General features: G+C 50.2%; 16 protein-coding genes. 6 read left to right on the forward strand and 10 right to left on the reverse strand.

The genetic code is table 11. The annotated features are described in order from the left end of the window. Nucleotides 1–12 precede the first annotated feature (12 nt). Nucleotides 13–567, reverse strand: a complete 555-nt coding sequence (locus EL645_RS28490) for a J domain-containing protein (protein WP_126554938.1) — start codon at nt 565–567, stop codon at nt 13–15. 633 nt (nt 568–1,200) lie between these two features. Between EL645_RS28490 and EL645_RS28495 the strand changes: the two genes are divergently transcribed. From EL645_RS28495 to EL645_RS28510, 4 genes are all read left to right on the forward strand, one after another. Next, the gene (locus EL645_RS28495) at nt 1,201–1,974 is read left to right on the forward strand and encodes an SPFH domain-containing protein (protein ID WP_246035736.1); all 774 of its coding nucleotides are present in this window, start codon (nt 1,201–1,203) and stop codon (nt 1,972–1,974) included. A gap of 65 nt (nt 1,975–2,039) precedes the next feature. Further along, entirely contained in the window at nt 2,040–2,585 is a 546-nt protein-coding gene (locus EL645_RS28500; protein ID WP_126554940.1) for a hypothetical protein, read from the forward strand. 185 nt (nt 2,586–2,770) lie between these two features. Beyond that, nucleotides 2,771–3,331, forward strand: a complete 561-nt coding sequence (locus EL645_RS28505) for an RNA polymerase sigma factor (protein ID WP_126554941.1) — start codon at nt 2,771–2,773, stop codon at nt 3,329–3,331. Then, nucleotides 3,328–4,302: a SecDF P1 head subdomain-containing protein gene (locus EL645_RS28510; RefSeq protein ID WP_126554943.1), complete on the forward strand. Its 975-nt coding sequence runs from the start codon at nt 3,328–3,330 to the stop codon at nt 4,300–4,302. Before EL645_RS28505 ends, EL645_RS28510 begins: the two co-directional genes overlap by 4 nt. Nucleotides 4,303–4,527: 225 nt before the next feature. Here EL645_RS28510 and EL645_RS28515 read toward each other — a convergent pair whose 3' ends face one another. From EL645_RS28515 to EL645_RS28525, 3 genes are all read right to left on the reverse strand, one after another. Beyond that, nucleotides 4,528–4,926, reverse strand: a complete 399-nt coding sequence (locus tag EL645_RS28515; RefSeq protein ID WP_161977772.1) for a cupin domain-containing protein — start codon at nt 4,924–4,926, stop codon at nt 4,528–4,530. 250 nt (nt 4,927–5,176) lie between these two features. After that, entirely contained in the window at nt 5,177–6,316 is a 1,140-nt protein-coding gene (locus EL645_RS28520) for a Gfo/Idh/MocA family protein (RefSeq protein ID WP_126554947.1), read from the reverse strand. A gap of 42 nt (nt 6,317–6,358) precedes the next feature. Continuing rightward, on the reverse strand, nt 6,359–7,345 hold the full coding sequence (locus tag EL645_RS28525) for a LacI family DNA-binding transcriptional regulator (RefSeq protein ID WP_126554949.1): 987 nt from the start codon (nt 7,343–7,345) through the stop codon (nt 6,359–6,361). Nucleotides 7,346–7,492: 147 nt separating this feature from the next. On the opposite strand from EL645_RS28525, the gene EL645_RS28530 reads away from it, so the two are divergent. Next, entirely contained in the window at nt 7,493–8,983 is a 1,491-nt protein-coding gene (locus EL645_RS28530) for an MDR family MFS transporter (RefSeq protein ID WP_126554951.1), read from the forward strand. Between the two features lie 110 nt (nt 8,984–9,093). On the opposite strand, the gene EL645_RS28535 is transcribed toward EL645_RS28530, so the two are convergent. From EL645_RS28535 to EL645_RS28555, 5 genes are all read right to left on the reverse strand, one after another. Beyond that, entirely contained in the window at nt 9,094–11,709 is a 2,616-nt protein-coding gene (locus EL645_RS28535; RefSeq protein WP_126554953.1) for a malectin domain-containing carbohydrate-binding protein, read from the reverse strand. Next, on the reverse strand, nt 11,616–12,032 hold the full coding sequence (locus tag EL645_RS28540) for a carbohydrate-binding protein (protein WP_126554955.1): 417 nt from the start codon (nt 12,030–12,032) through the stop codon (nt 11,616–11,618). The genes EL645_RS28535 and EL645_RS28540 overlap by 94 nt, the downstream gene beginning before the upstream one ends. A gap of 306 nt (nt 12,033–12,338) precedes the next feature. After that, a complete protein-coding gene (locus EL645_RS28545; RefSeq protein ID WP_126554957.1) occupies nt 12,339–13,292 on the reverse strand; it encodes a carbohydrate ABC transporter permease in 954 nt (317 codons plus the stop codon). Nucleotides 13,293–13,296: 4 nt separating this feature from the next. Then, nucleotides 13,297–14,286 carry a carbohydrate ABC transporter permease gene (locus tag EL645_RS28550; protein ID WP_126554959.1) on the reverse strand — a complete coding sequence of 330 codons (990 nt, stop codon included), beginning with the start codon at nt 14,284–14,286 and terminating at the stop codon, nt 13,297–13,299. Between the two features lie 96 nt (nt 14,287–14,382). Beyond that, nucleotides 14,383–15,747, reverse strand: coding sequence for an ABC transporter substrate-binding protein (locus tag EL645_RS28555; protein ID WP_161977773.1), 1,365 nt, complete (start codon nt 15,745–15,747; stop codon nt 14,383–14,385). A gap of 731 nt (nt 15,748–16,478) precedes the next feature. Between EL645_RS28555 and EL645_RS28560 the strand changes: the two genes are divergently transcribed. After that, nucleotides 16,479–17,522, forward strand: coding sequence for a LacI family DNA-binding transcriptional regulator (locus EL645_RS28560; RefSeq protein ID WP_126554963.1), 1,044 nt, complete (start codon nt 16,479–16,481; stop codon nt 17,520–17,522). Between the two features lie 383 nt (nt 17,523–17,905). On the opposite strand, the gene EL645_RS28565 is transcribed toward EL645_RS28560, so the two are convergent. After that, the gene (locus EL645_RS28565; protein WP_126554965.1) at nt 17,906–19,612 is read right to left on the reverse strand and encodes a serine/threonine protein kinase; all 1,707 of its coding nucleotides are present in this window, start codon (nt 19,610–19,612) and stop codon (nt 17,906–17,908) included. Nucleotides 19,613–20,254 lie beyond the last annotated feature (642 nt).

The raw sequence follows: 20,254 nt of genomic DNA on the forward strand, positions 1-20,254 counted from the left end.
ATTCCTCTTATTCTATCCTACCAGCGCGTCAGACTTAATGTGCGCTTTCAAGATACTATGGGCATATTGGAGGGTTTTGAATTTTGCCTCGTCGCCGCCTGTGTCTGGATGATAGCGCTTGACAAGCTGGCGGTAGCGCCGCTTCAGGTCTTCCTGGGTGGCTGTATGATCGAGCCCGAAAAATTGCAGTGCTTTATCTACACCAACCTGGGAGACCTGCGCTGGCTCCTGGAAGCTATAATATTGCTGTTCCGCCCGTATCCTGGCTTCCCATAGCATTGTCTCGAGTGGAGCAGGAAAATTTAGCCAGGCTGCAAAGTGTAATAGCAGTTGCTTATGCAAGCACCAGTAATTACCTTTTACACTATAGCGTTCATCCACCCGATAGAGTTCCGCATACTCAGGCAGGAGTCGATAGGCATTGATGGCTTTGCGCAGGTCGGCAAATGCCTTCTTTACAGATTGGCGCACTTCTCGGTTATGGGAATTTATACCATGATCCTCAATGTGGATCGTATAATAGTCGTCCCCGACATCATAAATATTTTTTACATGTAATAGATACATTGGCTATCCTCAACCATGTGCAATATGGTTCTTTCTCGTTCCGCCTGGCAGATACATTGTGCCTGCTAATTATATCACTAGCATTGACTGGCTCTAGTACAGTACCATATTAACACGGCCTTTTCGCAAGTCATCCAGAGGTAGACAACAAAACCTCTAAATCTCTCCATCCGCCAGTAGAGAAGAAGGTAATAGAATCTGGCATTCCACTCATAATCCATCATCCCATGTATTGAACACCATTTCTCGCACTATGCTGCACTATGCGGAGCGAACCACATCTTGAACAGGGCTCCGTTTGACAAACGCATGTAAAAAACCTCTGTATTTTTTGTATTTATAGCATCTGCGAACCAGATAGAAATTTGTGATTATTTTTATATACCGGGAGCCAACACGGTGTTACAATAATGAGTAGAAAGTAAATTAACCATTTCTAATACAATATCGCGAGTAAGGATACTTATCGTACATCCTCAGCAAGGCAGCGATACTCGTCTGAGGTAATAGGAGGTTATTTATGCCAGGCATTCGTAACGTGATTTCGACATTGACCGACAATGGCGAGGAGATGATGGGGCCAGACGTGCTCCTCTGGCACTATCCCATAATGGCATTATCAATGGCTCACTGCTGACAGTAGAGAGCAACCATTTTTGTGTCCTCAAATCCCGTGGAGCTATTCTTAATGTCTACGAAACAGGACAGTATACGGTCCAGACGCCTGATCGTCCTCTTTTCGGCTCTATGCAGCAGGCCTTCTACGGTGGCCAGAGTCCCTGGCAGTATGAGGCGCTCTACATTAATCGCGCCAAGCTCGTGCTAAAAACTGGAGGCATGGCCCTCTCGCGCGAAATGGCGGAGATGGTTTACAGCGTGGATTACTATATTCATGTCGAGACACGCGAGGCTGCGGTACAACTTGTCCAACATATGCCTTACCACGGACACGCGTTAACAACGCAAGAGATAAACGCTTACGCCGGACCAGTCATTGAGCAAGCAGTAAACCAGGTTGTACAGATTACACCTCTGGAAGCGGTCAATGAAAAGATTCATGATCTTTCACAGATTGTATTTCAGCATCTGCAACAATTTCTGGCCGCCTATGGCATCGCGCTCGATACCGTCAAGGTCCTGGTCTTCCCGCGCGATGAACGTATGAAGGCGCTCATTTCACTCAAAGCGTTCGGACTGAGCGAAATAGAGGCGGTACGCTACTATACAGCGATGTTGATGGCGGAACAGGGTATCATCTCGGCCCCCAATATGGCGATTGGCCAGCCTTTTAACGTTAATGGAATACAGCCAACCACGAACGCTGACTATTATACCGGAAATAACTATTCACCAGATTCCGCGCCCGCGTCTACTCCTCCACCTCCACCCGCACAACCACGGCGCTAAGATTAAGAGGCATGCTTAAAGGATTACGGGCAAGTTCATACTTGCCCGTGGTCGGGAGGATTCAAATGAGCTCGCAACCATCCAGCAATCCACTTGTCCAGCAATTACAATTGCTGCTCACAGGCTATGGCTATAACTTCTACAACCAGACCAATCAAGCACGCGCAGATGATCTGCTTGTGCGCGAACGGGCCTCCTATCATCTCTCGCAAGCAATGTCCACGCTGGCACAGCTACGCAGTGACTACCAGATGCGCTTTGTTCCTCCTCTGACGCGGGCCAATCCTGATCCACCTCAGGAAGCCATGGTCCAGTTACGTGCGCTTGAGGCGGCCCAACAGGCGCTGGCTAAAATAGAATCCGGCATTCGCGGGATGTCGGTCCCAACCCAGGATCGGATCTGGTGGCGCTTCCGGCAAGAGCAAAACCTTTTGCTGCAGTTGCTCAACTTCGATCTGGTCCTTGTACGCGATAGCGAGCAACTATACCAGTATGTCTCGCGCATGACACCCGAGGATTGGGCGAGCCAGAGTAGTACCTTGCGCCAGATGACACAACAGCTGGCCCATTCGGCGACGGAGCGGGAGCGCTTCTTGCTACTACAGCTTTGACAAAACAGGTGTTATAATAGGCTGTTGCTTATCATGAGTCATCGTAGCGGGTCCTGCATCATTATGCATAATGATGCAGGACCCGCTACGATGACTCATTGATGTCTCCGTTTTTCAAAATCTCCGATATAACTATCGAAGAACTAGAAAATTATTGCATGCGTATTTACAAGGATGACAACTAAATGAACAGTAGTAATTCGTTCGCAACGGAGAAGGCCGAAGATGAAATCAGCCTGATCAAAGCAGCCCAATGTGATCTTACGGCTTTTGAGCCTCTATATCAGCACTATATGCTGCGTATTTATCGCTATCTCTCTTTACGTGTGGGTAATGCGGAAGACGCGGCTGATCTGACACAGCAGGTATTTCTCAAGGCTTTAAGTTCCTTGCCCAACTATCATCCTCGTGGAGCACCCTTCGCAGCCTGGCTCTTTCGCATCGCTCACTATACGGTCAGCGATGTCTATCGCCAGAAAATAGTGACTATTTCCTGGGATTTTCTTTCCCACGATCTGTTGGTAGCCGAGATTAACCCCGAACAATTCGCCATTCAACGGGAGCAACTAACCCAATTAGCTGGTCTGCTGGCTCGGCTAGACCCCTATAAGCGTGAACTGTTGGCACTGCGTTTTTCAGGTGAACTGAGTGCTAGTGAGATCGCACTGGTCGTCGACAAAAGTCAGGCGGCTGTCAAAAAACAATTAACTCGTACTCTACAGCAACTTAAGGAGCAAATGGCATGAATGATCAACAGAAACTGCATACGACCTACGCTGATCTCCTGGACGATACCTCCGATCCTGCACTGACTTACCTGGTTCAGAATATGGATACGCTTGCGCATGGCCCTCAACCACCAAGCAGTTTGAATTGGTCTACCATCAGTAACTTGCATAAAACACAGACTGACGAGGCACATGTGCGCACGAGTGCTGACTATCTGGTCTCTTCACCGCGATCAGGCTGGATCAGACGCCGAACACGCTTTGGAGTGGGACTGGCTGCGGCCGTACTGCTGCTGAGTATCCTGGCGGGTTCGCTCCTCTTCAGTACTCATTTGGATCTGTTCCAAACACTACAGAAGCCTTCCATGCACATCACTCTCGTCACATCTCAAAGTGGGAGTGCGCCGACCCAAGAAGCTCTGGAACAGGCCCGAACGATACTACTCAATCGCTTCAACTATTTTGGTCTTACAGATTCAAAGGTTACTATTGTTAATACGAGCGGGCAGACTCGCCTTCTGGTTGATACTGTTCAGTTTGGCAATAACGACCAGGAGGTGTTCAGCACGCTACTGGAAACCGGTACTATCCAGGCGTGGGATACAGGCCCGGCAGGCATTCTACAACCAGGCGTAACCTTTCACGCTGATAACTACGCCCAATACAATCCCGGAGGTAAACCAGGTTTTGCTAATCAGGATTTCAATCCCCAGGCCTTTTCAGCAATCCAAGATAAACAGAGCGGAGCTTATAATGTTAGCTTTGCGATGCAAGGAAGTGCAACGCAACGCTTTCAACAATATACTGCCGCACATATTGGCGATGTCCTGACCATCACGCTAGACGACAAAGTTATCACTTCTGGAGTGATCCAATCGACTATCACTGGTCCAGGAGTGATCGCAGGCAACTTTACCCAACAACAGGCGAAAGCACTTGTCGCTACCCTCACATCTGGCGCGCTACCTATTCATCTCAAAGCTGTATAGTATAAAGGAAAAGGTAGGCCATTGTGCTGAAGCGGCGCCTCTAACTTTGCCACCACGGCGGGTCTGGATATGCTTACAGACCCGCGCTCATGCGAACAGGAACTCCAATCTGGCGATTGTCACTCGCTTCCTGCATAATAAGTGACTGCGGAACTATCCGCATTTCGACAATTTTTATTACCTTCCTTTTCTATCACAGCTCTGGCCCACAATCGAATGAACATGTTACGATGCTGGCCAATGATCTCCTACACGGACCCATTCCTGCTCTCCAGGCCAGGGTGGCATGGTCACCAGCACACAGCAAAGGGGAACAGATCCTGTGTTGCGCACCTGAAACTGCGTCCCCACAGGAATAGTAAAGCTGGTGTCAGGGACAAGCACTTCTTCTCGCTCCTCGTGCTCGCTTTTCAACCACACCTTTCCCTGCCCTTGCAGCACATACCACAATTCCTCTACCGTCTGGTGTACCCCTGCACGCGAGTTCTGTCCTGGCAGTAGCCGACAATGTACCATACTCCCTCTGGTTATACTTGCCAGCAAACGAATCTCAGTCCCATCCGGCGCATAGACATCCATCTGCTCAGGCAACCGTTTAATATGAAATGACTCCGTATATCCCATGTTTCTTCCCCCCCTCTTCATAAAAAGGATATCACCTATCTATTAATACTATAAAATCTGCCGATCTTTCTTCTATTGTATACCCGGCAAATCAGCGTCTACCTGGCAGCTTCCACGACCGATACCGCAGAAAAAGTTCATGCTCTCCTCAACCGTAAACAAGTTAAAGTATGAGGGAGCATGACAAGAAAATCACTCTCGAAAGAGGCTATGCTGCTCAATATTCATTATATTCAATCTATATCAGCAGCTAAGAAAATTCTGGAATGACGACCAATTCCCCATCGCGTAGAGCCGATGCGTGGGCGCAGATACCCGGTGCGGTCCAGTTCGCGGCAGTCCTGGCATCAACCGCGGGCGCGCGCCCTTCTACTATGCTGCGCACAAATTCATGCACCAGGTAGGGATGTGCGCCACCATGCCCACCACCAACGCGAAACGAGCGTTGTGCATCGCTTTCATCGTAGGGGACCAACTGCGTAAAACGTGCAATCTCGCGCGGCAACTGTTCGGCTGCATCGGGCATATGCACACGGGTAGCCGTAGTCACGCGTCCATGATGCCCGGGGCGGACCGGCTGCATGGTAAAGAGCGCCGGACCTTCATTTTCGAGTTGCTCCCATTCAAATCCCTGCTGCTCACCATAGACAGCAAAACTCTCTATATAGCTGCGAGCCATCTGGAAGAATGACATCGTGACCTCCGCTGCAAGTTGTGTATCCTGTAAGCGAAAGAGGGCTGTTTCTATGGGATAAGGATTCGTATACTGCTTGCGCAGATCGGGACGTAATTCGCCAGATCCCAGGCAATACACCTTGCTGGCGTTAGTCCCGGCCAGCGCCAGGAGCGGCGACAAGGCATGGGTGATATAGTGCATCGGCGGATACCCCTGCCAGTAAATTGGGTAACCCTCCAAATTCTGTATGTGTGTTCCGCGCAAAAACGTAATCGGTCCCAGATGCCCCTCATCACGCAATTGCTTGACATAGAGAAATTCACGCGTATAGACAGAGGTCTCCATCATCATATAATTCTTACCTGCCTGGCGTTGGGCCGCGATGATGCGCTCAATATCTTCGATAGAGGTCGCCATGGGGACAGCACAGGCACAGTGCTTACCTGCCGCGAGTGCCGCACAGACATGTTCAGCATGCAAGGAAACCGGCGTGAGTATATGCACGGCATCGTACTCATCTGAGGCGATAATATCTTCAAAGCGCGTATAGCGACGTGTAATACCAAATTTGTCACCCACAGCAGCGACTCTGGCTTCATTCATGTCGCAGATCGCTACATACTCAACGTCAGGATGTTTAAGGTAAAGCGGGACAAAATCCTCACCAAACCCTAAACCAACAATAGCGATCCGAATACGAGTTGTGTTTGCCATAATGAATATCCTCCTATCCAGGCATATATTGATCAGCATTGTTTAGGCGGATCTACGCTCAACAACCATGGGGATGGCTTGAGGCATTTCCGTGACTGCTTTGCCCTGACTGGCTGCCACAATCATCTCAACGATCATATCAAGTGGTTGCTCACGCTCAAATTGAATGGTCGTTAGAGGTGGAATGCTGAATTGTGCAAGTGGAATATTGTCACAGCCAATCACGGCAATCTCGTCCGGCACAGCAATACCTTCATCGGCTAATGCGGCCAGTACGGCAAAGGCGACTTCATCGTTATAGCAGCATATTCCCTGTGGGAGTGCCTGGTGGAGGTTCAGATCGTGTATGATCGCTCGTGCTCTTTCGCGTGAGGCAGGTATGACACAGACCGTTGGAGGTTCAAGCTCCCATTGGGCGCATCCCTGACGCACTCCTTCCAGACGGTTCTGTGTCAGCACGCGCACATCTTCGCGCTCAGAAGCGGCAAAGAGCAACCGACGTTTACCGCGCTGCAACAGGTGGCTGACCTGCATCTTTCCTACTTCTTGCTGCACGCTGCTGTGACCTAGCATCGACAGAATCGGTGCCTGAAACTGTTGGAGAAATGAGGAGAGCGCAGGCGAGGTTTCGTCCGCGTAGGAAAGGATAACTCCCGGGGTCACATTGTAGGATGGATGAGATTTTCCAGTGCGTAGATGTAAGCCAACATGCCAGATCAGTGTAAAACCACGCATGGCTAAGCTTGCTTCCAGCTCTTTCAGAGCCTGGGCCAGATTAGGATCAATTTGCTCAAATGGCAGGACGGCCAGAACAATCGGGCTGTGCCCTGTACGCAGTATACGGGCCGGTGTGTTGGGCCTATAGCCTAGCTGTTGCGCGGCTTTGAGTACGCGTTCACGTGTCTCTGGCGGAATAGTCTGATGAGGATCATCGTTGAGGACATAGCTTACTGTCGCTCGCGAGACACCACTTGCTCGGGCGACGTCAGCGCTGGTGACCCTTTGCGCTCTCGTTTCTTCTGTCTCCATATAGAGCTCTTTCTATTGTTTCTTGACACCGACCTGTGCTTGACACTATACTTTAACTTACACGTGTAAGTCAAATCGCGTGAGTATTTGTCGCTATGAACTTACACGTGTAAGTCATGAGGCGCGCCTTTATAGAAAGGGGTGTATATGCGCTTGGTCTCAATCTCTCGGGTTAACCTGGCCTATAAATGGTGGGTGACCATTGCTGTCACGCTGGGCATGATTATGAGCATCATGGATATGACCATTGTCAATGTCGCCATTCCACAGATGCAACGCACCTTTGGTGCGCGTCTCCAGGATGTGCAGTGGGTCATGACTATCTATATGCTGACCCAGGCTATGGTGATCCCCCTGGCTCCTTATTTGACCATGAAATGGGGCGGCAAACGAGCCTATATCTGGATGCTGAGCGCCTTCCTTGGTGGGTCCCTGCTCTGTGGGCTGGCCTGGAACCTGCCCTCGCTCATCTTGTTCCGCTTCATACAGGGCATCGGCGGCGGTATCCTCTTACCACTGGTCATGTCTTTGCAGTATCAAGCCTTTCCCGTTGAGGAACGGGGTAAGGCCGCAAGTGTGATGGCTATCCCCCTGACGATCGCGCCGCTGTCGGGGCCGATTCTGGGCGGCTATCTGGTCACGAATTTTGGCTGGCAATGGGCCTTTTTTATTAATATCCCGCTCGGCATCATCGCCGTTGCGCTCGCCCAAAAAGTCTTGCGACCAACCGCACCGGAACAGCAAACGCATTTCGATGGCGCTGGCTTTCTCACTGCTGCTGCTGGCTGTGCCGCCTTCGTGTATGGTATTGCGACCGACACCGTGCTCAGCATCTGTGCGGGTGCATTACTCCTGCTCATCTTTGCGCTGGTCGAGCGACGTCAAACGCAACGCGGCCTGCAGCCTCTGCTCGATCTACGCTGCTTCCAGGATCGTACCTTCACCTTCAGCGTGCTAGCTCTGATCTTTTTCAGCATGGTCTTCTTCGGTCTTTTGCTGCTGATCCCTATCTACCTGCAAACATTACATCAGGAAACAGCATTCCAGGCAGGCACCATCCAGACGGCACAGGCTCTAGCAACCCTGGCCCTTCTACCCATTATAGGAAGGTGTTCAGATAAAGTTGGCCCGCGCTTGATCGCGCTGGTTGGCTTGCTTGTGCTACTTGTTACAACCTTGTTGATGATGACGCTGGCATTAGATACTGCGCTCTGGATCGTTGTGGGCATCCTGGTTTTATTGGGCTGTGCCAGTGGCATGTCACAACAAATTCCTGTTGCGGCCATGTCGCGCATTAAACATGAGGATCACAAAGCCGTTGCCAACGGCTCAACGCTCGTTACCGTCTTACGTGCAGTCGCCGCCCCAACAGGGGTCGCGCTCCTCTCGAACATTGACCAGTTGCAAAGTCAGCAAGCAACAGTCAGTCTCGCCAGGCAAGGGCTCACCGGTGAGTTGCTATCCCGCCAGAGCGCGCTGCTAGCGATGCATGACAGTTTTCTGGTTGCCGCCGCCCTGACCATCGTGGCCCTGGTGGCAATAACTTTCGTGCCGAGGAGAAAAAAGCACCAGAATGTGCAGAGTGAAACATCCTTGATCATAGAGGAGCCGCTTTCACAGAGTCTGAACGCGCATTGAGAGCGGAATGCTTAGCATCCCTACCTGACTAAAGATACGCGCCATGGAAATTTTCCACGGCGCGTATCTTCCTGCTTTTTCAGGCTAACCCTGCGCAGAGACTCACTTACTCAGGAATAAAGTTCGATGTCATTGATAAAGGGATTGTCTGGACCCGCCTGGGTGAAGGCAATCACGATCTGGCCGCTGCTATTGGCGGTAACAGCAAACTGCTTCGCTAGCGCTGTTTTATAACCTGCCGTTGCATAGACATCGAAGTTACTGAGCACGGTGTTACCATTCACAGCAACATTGAAGACACGCTGCCCCGCTGCATGCCAGGTCAGTTCGGCCCAATCCAGTTGCAAGGTATATGACTTGCCCGCAGTTAACCCTGTAAGCGTGTAGGTAAATGAACTGTTCCAGCGACAGGTCTGCCAGACCGCCTGTGGCGCTGCATTACTGACGCCGCTGGTATCAATTGAGGTCGAGGTATCACTAAAAGCATTGCCCTGGTTGTATCCGGTATCAGCGACAAAGTTCCCGCTCGCGCCTCCTCCAGCGTTAATAGCCTTGACCAATGTCTTCGGGGTCGGGGTAGGCGTAGGTGTTGGGGTAGGCGGCGGACCACCGGCGGGGTCCCAGACTTCGATGCCATTGATGAAGGGATTATCAGCTCCGGCCTGGGTGAAGGCAATCACGATCTGACCACTACTATTGGCAGTAACGGCAAAGGTCCTGGCAACCGCCTTCTTGTATCCTGCCGTTGCATAGACATCGAAATTGTTCAAAACCGCGCTACCATTGACCGCCACGTTAAAGACACGTGCGCCGACGTTCTGGAAGCTTAGTTCGGCCCAGTCGAGTCGTAACGTATAGGCTTTACCAGCTGTTAAAGCTGGAATGGTGTAGGTAAATGAACTGTTCCAGCGACAGGTCTGCCAGACTCCTTGCGGTGCCGGACTGGCTACGCCACTGGTGTCGATCGCGCTCGAGGTATCGCTAAAGGCGTTGCCCTGGTTATAATCTGTGTCGGCTGCATAGCTACCTGACGCACCACCACCTGCATTGATGGCGGTAATTAAGGTTCCGCTCGGTGCCGGTGTGGGCGTCGGCGATGGCGCGGGTGTCGGTGTAGGTGTGGGCGTGGTTCCTGGAGGTGGGGTGGGTGTGGGCGTCGGCGTTCCGGTTGGGAAACCACAGGTCTGGGTCGCCGGGCTCCAGCCAGAGTTGCCCGTACCCAGCGTTATATTCCAGGATTGCGAACCTTCGCAACTCTCTAAGCCACCAACAGTCAGACCGCTGGCCATCACGTTGTTGGCCGAGCCTGTTACGGTGTTCACTTTGTTTGAGAATGCGAACTCTGCGCCATTGATATTGATATTGCTCAAGGCTATGTTACTGATAGGATTGCCACCATCAAATGAAATCGCGGCGAAGTAACTATCGTCGATCTCATCGCCGGAAACTGTGAAGGGCGCATTGATGGAGCCGTTATCGGCCCAGAACATGAGTGCGCCAAATTGCTGGATACCTTGATCACCCCAACCGGCTGTATGGTTGATGGTATTGTTTGAGACAGTGGTCGTGCCACTAAAAGGCGCCGTCGGGTTGCCAAAATCTTCGTAGTCCAGCATGATGCCACCACCACGATACTGCGCGCCAGTGACTATGTTGTTGGTGGCGCTGTTCCCATTACCACCATAGATAGCGATACCATTGGCCAGGTAGGGCGATTGCACAGTATTGTGATCAAAGCTATCATTGCTATCACCGGATGACGCGCCACCCAGGTCCGACCACATGGCAAGCCCATCGTCGCCGGTGCCACGAATAATAGTTTGCTTGACGGTTGAGTTGCTGATGCCGCGATGGAAGTTGATGCCATCGGCGAGCGTGCTATCAACGCGACTGTTACTGATCGTCAGGCCACTAAACGGGCCATCAAACCACATGCCAACTTTGGTGTGTTCGATCCAGACATTGGAGATGCTTGAGTTGTTTAGTGAACCTCCAATGCCGTTGTCCTGGATACAATCGATGCGGTTGGTGATCTGGCCTTCGATGGCAAAGTTCGATAGATTGACATTGGCACTCGGATTGCCATCATAAGTATCGTTTCCGTAGATGCCAACGCCAGTGCCAGTGCCAATTGGAGCACCACCCAGGATCGAATACCAGGGTCCTGCGCCCGTTACAGTGACGTTGTTAACCAGAATATGGCTGGTAACCAGAAAGTTGCCCTGTGGGATATAGACGCTCTTGCCCTGAGCAGCGCCATCGTTGACGGCATTTTGGATGGCGGTGGTAGCATCGACGACCCCGGTCGGATCGGCGTTATAGGGCGCATCAGTGACCGAGATAGAGCCTGCGGGCCTGGCCAGCGGGGCGGCTACCTGTTCAAAATCAGCGACATCGATGGCATACCATTGCGCGGTATTTTCGGCGTCGACTTGCAATTTTACAGTAGTGCCAGCCGCCATCTGTGGCAACAATGTGTGCACTTCATCGAACTGATGATGTGCAGTACCTCCTGGACTGTTCGACCAGTCGTTCCCGTTACAGTCAGAGAAGTTCGGCGCTCCATACAACCAGCTGTATTTCGATGTCAGTTGCAGGTCCTTGGACTGCTTGACCCCGTTAATATAAATGCTCAGTGAGGCGTTAATGCCGCCGCCACCTGGCGCATCTGGAATGCTATAACGGAGATTAATGGCATTGGCCTGTTGGGGCAGTGTAAATTGCACAAATTGCCCTGCGTCAACTGGACGATGGTCCGATCTACTGCGTCCGAGGCCAGGTCACCCAGCTGAAAACTTGGACCAACTATGGTGCCTTTAGTGGCCGCGCTGTGCGCTTCCATCTCAACATATGGCAGCGTGGCCCCGGAGCCACCTGCGACACTATTTGAGCGTGCACCGCTGTTTGCAGGCGGCAAATGCGCGGCATTGGCGGTACCAGGAACATTAAACAAAAATCCAACCGAGATCAGCAACAACAACAGCGCAATAAATACTCCCAGTACCCTTGTTCGCAATTTTCGCAATTTTATCTTTTCATTCTGCATCATGCAGTTTCCTTTCCAGGCTTCTACTCAGTGTCATTACCGTCCGCCTGTTGAACGGTAGAGCACCGTACCGCAATGTACTGTCTGCCAATATATGTCGCGTTACGTGACCTCATCATAAAGCCACCGTAGCGCGCCAGCTTAAATATCTGCTACCCCTCCTTTCATCGAGGACCAAAAACGTAACATTACGTAAAAACCTTTATCAATCGTCAATAGATAGGCAGCAGTTGAGCCCGCTAAGGCTTTTCTACTACTGCTTTATCAAAGAGAAATTGCCATCTATACTATTTCCTTTGCTCGTTTCGACTATCCTTTAAGGCCTGTCAGATTGATACCGCGGATGATCTGCCGTTGAAACAGTAGGAATAACAGAATGGGTGGAATACTGGCAAGCACCAGACCCGCAATCAGATACATGAAGGGCAGGTTTGAATTTGTGCCAGATTGGTGGTAGAGCGAGACCATCAGTGGTTGCAACTGGTCATCGGAGAGTACAAGCAAGGGCCAGAGAAAATCTTTCCAGGAGGCTATGACGGTAAAAATGGTTATCACGGCCAGCGCCGGACGTGATAAGGGGAGGATAATGCGCACAAAGAGCTGCCAGGCACTGGCCCCGTCCAGCCAGGCCGCCTCGGATAACTCATTGGGAATACCGTCAAAAAAACTTTTAAGGATCAAGATGTTAAATGCATTAGCGGCTTCGGGCAACAGCACGCCCGCCCATGTGTTGATCAGTGAGATATGTACTAAGGGAAGGTCATTGATGTTGACAAATTGTGGGATCAAATAGACCACCGGAGGAACCATCAGCGTGCAGAAGAAGCTGAACTGGATGATGCTTTTACCGGCTACGGGTAGCTTGGAAAGCGCATAGGCGGCGGTCGCGGAGACAAATATTTGCAAACAGACAGCCCCTACGGCCAGCACCATAGTCGCGGTAAAGTGAACGGGAAAGTTGAGGATATCCCAGGCCTTGCTGTAGTTCGACCATTGCGGATGCACTGGCCAGAATGTGGGCGGTGTCTGGAAAATTTCGCTACTAGACTTGAGCGCACCACTGAACATCCAGTAAATAGGGCCCAGTGTTCCCAGAGTCGCAAGCACCAGCAGGGTAAAGACGAGCCAGTAAATCAAACGTCCCTCGAGCCGTTTCAATGCGAAGGGCGAAATCAGTGTCCGCTCGTATGCTTCATCAGTAGTACGATTTCTTTTTCTTCCTTCAGGCAATTCCCCCTGAGGGCTGCGTAGTAAAGTGGCCATATTACTATTCTCCCTCCATAAAGCGGCTTGTCATCCTCATATAGATCAGGGCAAAAATTGCGAGGACGAGAAAGAGTAGGACTCCCGAGGCACTGGCAGCACCAAAGTTGGCCTGCTGAAAAGCATATTTATAGATTAGGAGTAGGACGCTGATAGTTGTGTTCTGCGGCCCACCATCTGTGATGGTGAAGGGCTCGATAAATACTTGCATCGTCCCGATGATCTGCAGGATAAGCATTAAGAGCATGATAGGACGAATGACAGGTAACGTTATATGCCACAATCGCCGCCAGATACTTGAGCCATCAATTTCGGCCGCTTCATACAGCGCTGCCGGTACGCCCTGCAATGCAGCCAGGTAGATTAACATGGTTGAGCCAGCATTGCTCCAGGTAGTGATTACCATCAGCGCTGGTAAGGCAATCCCTGGCGTCTCTAGCCAGAGCGCGGTTGGCAGGTGCAGCAAATTCAGCAGGGTATTTAAAAGCCCACCATCTGGATTGTATATCCAGCGCCAGAGAAAGACTGTGACGATCGGTGGCAACATCACTGGCAGGTAAAAGGCCAGGCGGAAGAAACCCTTACCATGGCGCATTTCGTTGATGATGAGGGCCAGAATAATGGGTACCACATAACCAAACAGCAGGGCATATCCAGTGAATTCCAGAGTATTGATCCATGCAACTTTAAACAACGGATCGAGCAGCACTGTCCGGTAATTGTCCCATCCTATCCAGGTCGCAGGATTGATCATGTCGACGTTTTGAAAACTCATCACGATCCCTAGCACCACCGGATACCAGACAAAGAGTGCGAAGATCAGGAGGGCAGGGAGCAAAAAGAGGTAGCCGGCACTATTGCGTTTCAGTGCACGCTTGATCGTCACGCTTCTCTTGCTATGAGGAGCATGCTTACGCGTACCCTTTTTTCCCGCCACCAACACTGTCGCTTCCTGTGCAGGCAATAAAGGCGGTACAGGCGATGAAAGCCCCATCTCAATCTCCTTTTAGTAGTTAGATTTCATTCAAAGAAACAATTTTCTCTCAGGTCTTTTCTCTCAGAGAAAATTGTTTCCTCCTGGCGGCCGGGCTTATGAAACCGATTGATCAAGGAGCTGCTGAAATTGCTGTACTGCTTGCTGCAGTAGCTTAGCCGGGTCAGCACTTGCGTTGGTGAGAATCGACTGCATAACACTGTCGAGTGCCGCATACATTTTCTGTGTCTGGTTGCGAGGTTCGGCACGCAATGTGAGCTGTGCATCGGTGAAGGGTTTGTAGTTCTGCAGCGGCACGTTAGCATATTTGGTATTGAGTGCGTCGAGCTTTTGCTGGAAATCTCCCGTAAAGAGCACGTTCGTTGGTGCTCCGACCACCTGGCCAGCCGCAGACTTGGACGCGTAGCTGTCTTCGATGACGGATAGATCAAAATTGGAGTAGACAACATAATCAAAGGCAGCTTTGATAACGTCTGGAGACGATTTGGGGTTGAAGACAAAGATATTACCACCGGTTAGGGCCGCGTTACCGCCATTTTGTGGCATGGGTCCAATGCCAAAGTCGTCGAGGTTGGCCTGATATTGTGATTTCAAGGTGTTTAACTGGTCAGGCGCCATCACCACCATGGCTACTTTATTAGTAGCCAGCAGTTGCAAGGTGTCGGCCTGCGTAAACAACTGTTGTTTGGTCATAGATTGGTCGGTGAAGCGCATATCCTTGAGCAGTTGAAGGATACTTACCCCTTTATCGCTACCAAATAATGCCTTCTTGCCATCTTCAGATTGCATATCACCACCCGCTGTATACATCCAGTTGGTGAAGTGCCAGCCTCCCTGGTTTGAGGTACTGGTCTCAGCAAAACCAGCTACAGATGAGGACTTAAGCTGTTTGGCGTAGCCACGGAAATCATCCCACGTGGTGGGTGGTTTGTCTGGATCAAGGCCGGCCGCCTTAAACATTTTGCGGTTATAGTAAATACCGAGCGCATACGCATTCTGAGGGACGCCATAGATTTTGCCGCCGTTGCTTGCAATGCTCACAATATTCGGATTATAGCTCTGGAAATACTGCCAACCCTTGATTAAACTGGTTATGTCCGCCAGCGCGTGTTTCTGAATGAGCAGGGGTGGTTCAGTAAAATAACTCTGCGTCGCGTCCTCTACTTGATTGGCCGCGACCTTAGCGAAGTAAGTAGTGGGATCGTATGGATCGTTTTTACCTACAATCTTTTCGCCAGGATGGGATTTTTCGAATTGCTGAATCACCTGATTGAAAACATGGATGGCACCCGGATTACTGGCCGGCGGCAGCGTGTTCACGGTCGCGGTCACCGAGGCCGGGCTACTACCCACCGCGGTTGAGCCGCAGGCAGCTAAGGCTTCTAAACCGATAATTCCTGCACCGAATGCGGCGCTACTTTGTAAAAAACGTCGCCGATTAATAAATGAAGCGCTTTTCATAAAGTTTCCTCCAATGTGCATGATGACATAGTACAGACATCATGATGTCTGTACAGAGCGTAGGACTGACTTAATAGAACAACAAACCAGGAATAAGGCGAAAATGCTTCCGGATACACATCCCTGATGATCTAATACATAGACGCGACCTCAGGTTTTTTGTCGCCAGTTTTGTTACCTGGTCACATTAATACCAGGCATGCACCAATCTAGAAATGGTCAGGAGCAATAAACCAGGGATTTACCAGGACGCGATAGAAGAAGAAAAGGCAGTTGGGAGAAATGAAAACAAATAGTTATGGTATGATGGCGATACGCCCGTTGTGCAGTGGTTAGCATCATAGCTTCCTGCCTCCAGAGAGTTTTATTCGTCGATCCTTGACAAAATTAAGAGAACCACCAGTATCCGTTGCCTTTACCTGATTTAGGTGGCAATTTAGGATAACGTTAACCTTGTTTCTTGTGAATAAACGTAACATAGAAAAATGTAGCTGTCAAGAGTCTACTGTTTTTCTTTGAAAAAACTGCAAAACAGGCCAATATATTGCATATAAATGTGCATTATTTCAGGTGTGGAGTGTGTGTAGTGGGCGGCCGCAGGCGCCAATGAGGAAATTTTTAAAAACTCTGCTTCTGCCATACTGTACATTGACAGGTTCGAGAAAATCATGTTACGATACGTGAAATAGAAGTGGTTTATCGTTTACTTAAATCGAGAGGATGGTACGACGTTGGAGTTAGAACAGCCTAAACGTTTAACCATGTCAGAAATAGCCAGGGAAGTCGGCGTTTCAACTACTACGGTCTCTAAAGTTCTAAACCAGCTTCCAGGAGTCGGTGCGCAAACACGTGCACGCATTCAACACGTCATTGAGCAGCATGAATATGTCCAGAATCATGCCGCTCGCCATCTTCGCAAGGGCCAGACTGGTTTGATAGATCTGGTTTTAATGCGGCTGGAAGGTGGCTATGATCTGGGTATTATGCATGGGGTTCAGGAAACCCTCATGGAGAGTGGACATCGCCTGGCTGTCTTCGCTACCCACGAAAATGAAGTGGTAGAGCGCCTCTGGCTGCGCCGCTTATTTGACCAGTCAACCGATGGTGTGCTGCTTTTACTCCCTTATGAGCATGGTGAGATTGCTAACTCACTGTTGCAACAAAAAATACCCTTTGTAGCGATTGGAGATCGCAATGAGCCGGCCACAAATTTTCCTACCATCGGCTCTACTATCTGGCTGGGAGGCTATACCGCGACTGAGTATCTGCTTTCACTGGGACATCGCCGCATTGGTATTATCACTGGACCTCTCCATCTTATGACTTCCCGCGCTCGCCTGGCCGGTTACCGGGAAGCACTTGAACGTGCTGGCATTCCCGTCGATCCTGCTCTGATTTGTGAAGGTACCTATCTCCTCGGTGATGGTCTAAAACAAACATATACCTTGCTCGATCTGCCAGAACCACCAACCGCGATCTTTGCTGGCAATGATGCTCAGGCAACAGGGGTCTACCAGGCACTCTATCAGCGCAATATCCGCATTCCTGATGATATGAGTGTGATCGGCTTTGATGATGTGACTTACTCTGCCCAGATGGCCCCTCCTTTGACAACTATTCGGCAGCCGCTGGTAGAAATAGGTAAAATGGCCACCAATATGCTACTGCGCCTGATTGCCGGGCAGACTCTGGAATCAACCAATGTTGAGCTTTCAACGTCGATCGTCATCAGACAATCCTGCCAATCCCCACGCTCTAAAGCTTTGTCAACATAACTGCTATGCATACATGGAAGAGCACTTTCTCTGTGTCAGAAATAACGTTTCCTTAATTTTTCCCTTTACAGCATTAGTTATTTTCAATTTATAGGTTTCTCTATGTATATCGCCGTTTAGCTTGAGTTTATATTTAAGAGAAACGTTTACCCTGGCGCTTGAGGTCTTTACCAATCCGCTCTCCCAGGGTCCCCATGCAGGCAGGATGCAGAGACCCTTATATAATGTTGCCATGTCTCAACAACGTCCAGACAACCGATGGAGGAGGTAATAGTACAGCTAGTGAACATGATTTTTATCTATATGCTGCAAAAAATGGGTATAGCATATTTTCCGCAGCATATAGATAAAAATCAGCGTGGGCGTGCGCACGCGCGCCTACGCTACAGCTTCCATATCTTTGCGTTGCGGAAAACCACTTCGGTTGCTGGATTATTATTATTCAATACGTACAGGCCCATAATGCCATCATTGCGTGTAGCATCCTGGAAAGTCATCAGGAATTGCTTGTTCAGATAAAAATAAAAGGAATGCTCATAGGCAATAGCGGTAAGCAGATTAAATGTATGCCCATTGGTAGATGAAATAGTATCCCGTATATCCTGGATAGTTGTCTGGCCCTTAGCGCTACTGTATGCGGCCACATCCAGGAACGATTGAGACCCCCCTGTGATAAGCCTCAATACATAGAAATGGGTATGGTCACTGTCAGAGCGAAAGACAATACCTCCTCCATCACCTTTGATGACGCTCATCTCAACTTCAAAAGCAAAATTGTGAAAGACGTTTTTTTGCTCGCCACAGGCTAAATAAGTATTGGCGTTCGGAACATGCATGTGATAGGCGCCACCGCTAAAGGTACAACCATAGGTCTTCGCTTGTATGTCTTGCCACGTGCTGGCACTTTTGTCGTTGAGTGGATCATTGATAAACGGACTGCCACTGGTTGCAGTTGCATAGATTTCCTGGGTTGAGCGCGCTGTAAACGTTGCGACAGCCTGTTGGGTGGCTCTGGCCGCCACTGTTTTTGCGGCCTGGATAGCTGTCATGGTGGGGATGGTTTGCCGGATAGGAGAAAAGAGTCCGACATTATAACCCACAATCCCTCCTGCCAGGACCAGGATGAATAGGAAGAGGCTGATGGCGATCCCCAGCGTAAAACCGCGCTTTTTGGGCGCCTTGACGCCAGTTGTCAGAGGCTGTACACGTACCTGTGGGCCGGTTGTTATCTCGCTGGCGCCATTCTGCGTGGTGCTACTCAGTGGTTGTGGCGGTCCGCTGATTTGCTCAAAAGCACGAGCAAAAGCGGCAACGCTGCTAAAGCGCTGCTCAGGCTCCTGATCCAGGGCTATCATAAGCACCTGCGTAAGTTCGGGAGGGATCGCTGGTAGCTTCGTATCTAGTGAAGTCGGTGTGAGCTTACGTCCCGCTTGTTCCCCGGAAAAGACTTGAAAGGGGAGCTCTCCGCTCAGCCATTCATAAACAGCCACAGCCAGTGCATATTGATCACTGGCCGGGCCCGGGTGCCCTTGCAGTTGTTCAGGAGCCATATATGCCAGCTCTTCATCCCTCTCGTCCTGCTTCCTGGGATCTCGTTGATCCAGAGCATCAATGCTCAGGTTAAAATCGCTGAGCAAGATACGATTCTGGTGTCCGAGCAACATATGCTCCGGCCTGACTCCACAATGGCTCAAACCTTGATCGTGAATATATTGGAGGGCCGCTGCAACCTGCTTGACGTAGGAGGCAACGTTGGCCAGCGGAACGCACATGCCTCTGGGATATAGCTGCCGTAGTGAACCTCTGGTGGTATAGTCCGTTACCAGAAAGGGGATCTTGTCTTCCACGCCAAATTCCAATACACGCAGGATATTAGGATGCTTCAGGCGGGCGATATTACGGGTCTCAGCCAGAAACGTCTCCAAAACTTCCTGCTCGATTTGAGCGTGCAACACTTTAATGGTAGCCTGCGTCTTTAAAAAAATATGCTCCCCCAGGTACACATCTGTCGCGCTCTCCTGCCGCAACAGGCGCAGTAAACGGTAGTTGCCAAGTTGCTTATCTATGTGATCTCCTACCAAATCGGCCATCTATGCACATCCTTCTCTACGCTGATTGTGATTATCTAGAAGACCAGCCAGCAGCCTTTGCTTCTGCTGCTATAAAATCCACACCTGCAAATTTTTAAAGGTCACGTCAAGCGTCTGGCTACTGTTTTCCCCCTGGCTAAACATACCAATGGTTCCAGTCAAGGTTGTGCTATCCTTTATGCTGCCCACAAATTGTTTATTTATATACAAGTAGATAGTAGAGCCAAGCGCAATCACGGTAAGTAGATTGGTCTGGTTCAGGCCCTTTTTAATGGCCGCGCTCTGGCCTTTGAGCAAAGTATTCAAACCTGAAGAAGAAAGTTGCTTACCGGAATGGGATATACTTCTAACGCTAAGGCTGAACGCACCCTGTGTGGTGACATTAAAATAGTAGAGACCGTCGTTCATGGTAGGGAAGAATTCGTTGCGGAAGATCAAACCACCATTGGTGCCCTGGAGGATAGTCATTTCTGCCTGGTAAGCGAAGTTGTTAAGCTCTGTGTATACAGTGTTACACGCAGCGGCCCCTTTGTTTGCTACGTGGAAGACCCCTGCTTTGAAGCTACAGTCGTCAGAGGAATTCAAAAGCCATGCCAGAGGACCCTCTACGTTGAGTGGATCGTCTATTCGCGGTACTCCCAT

It is taken from the genome of Dictyobacter kobayashii (genome assembly GCF_003967555.1).
Classification (GTDB): Bacteria; Chloroflexota; Ktedonobacteria; order Ktedonobacterales; family Ktedonobacteraceae; genus Dictyobacter; species Dictyobacter kobayashii.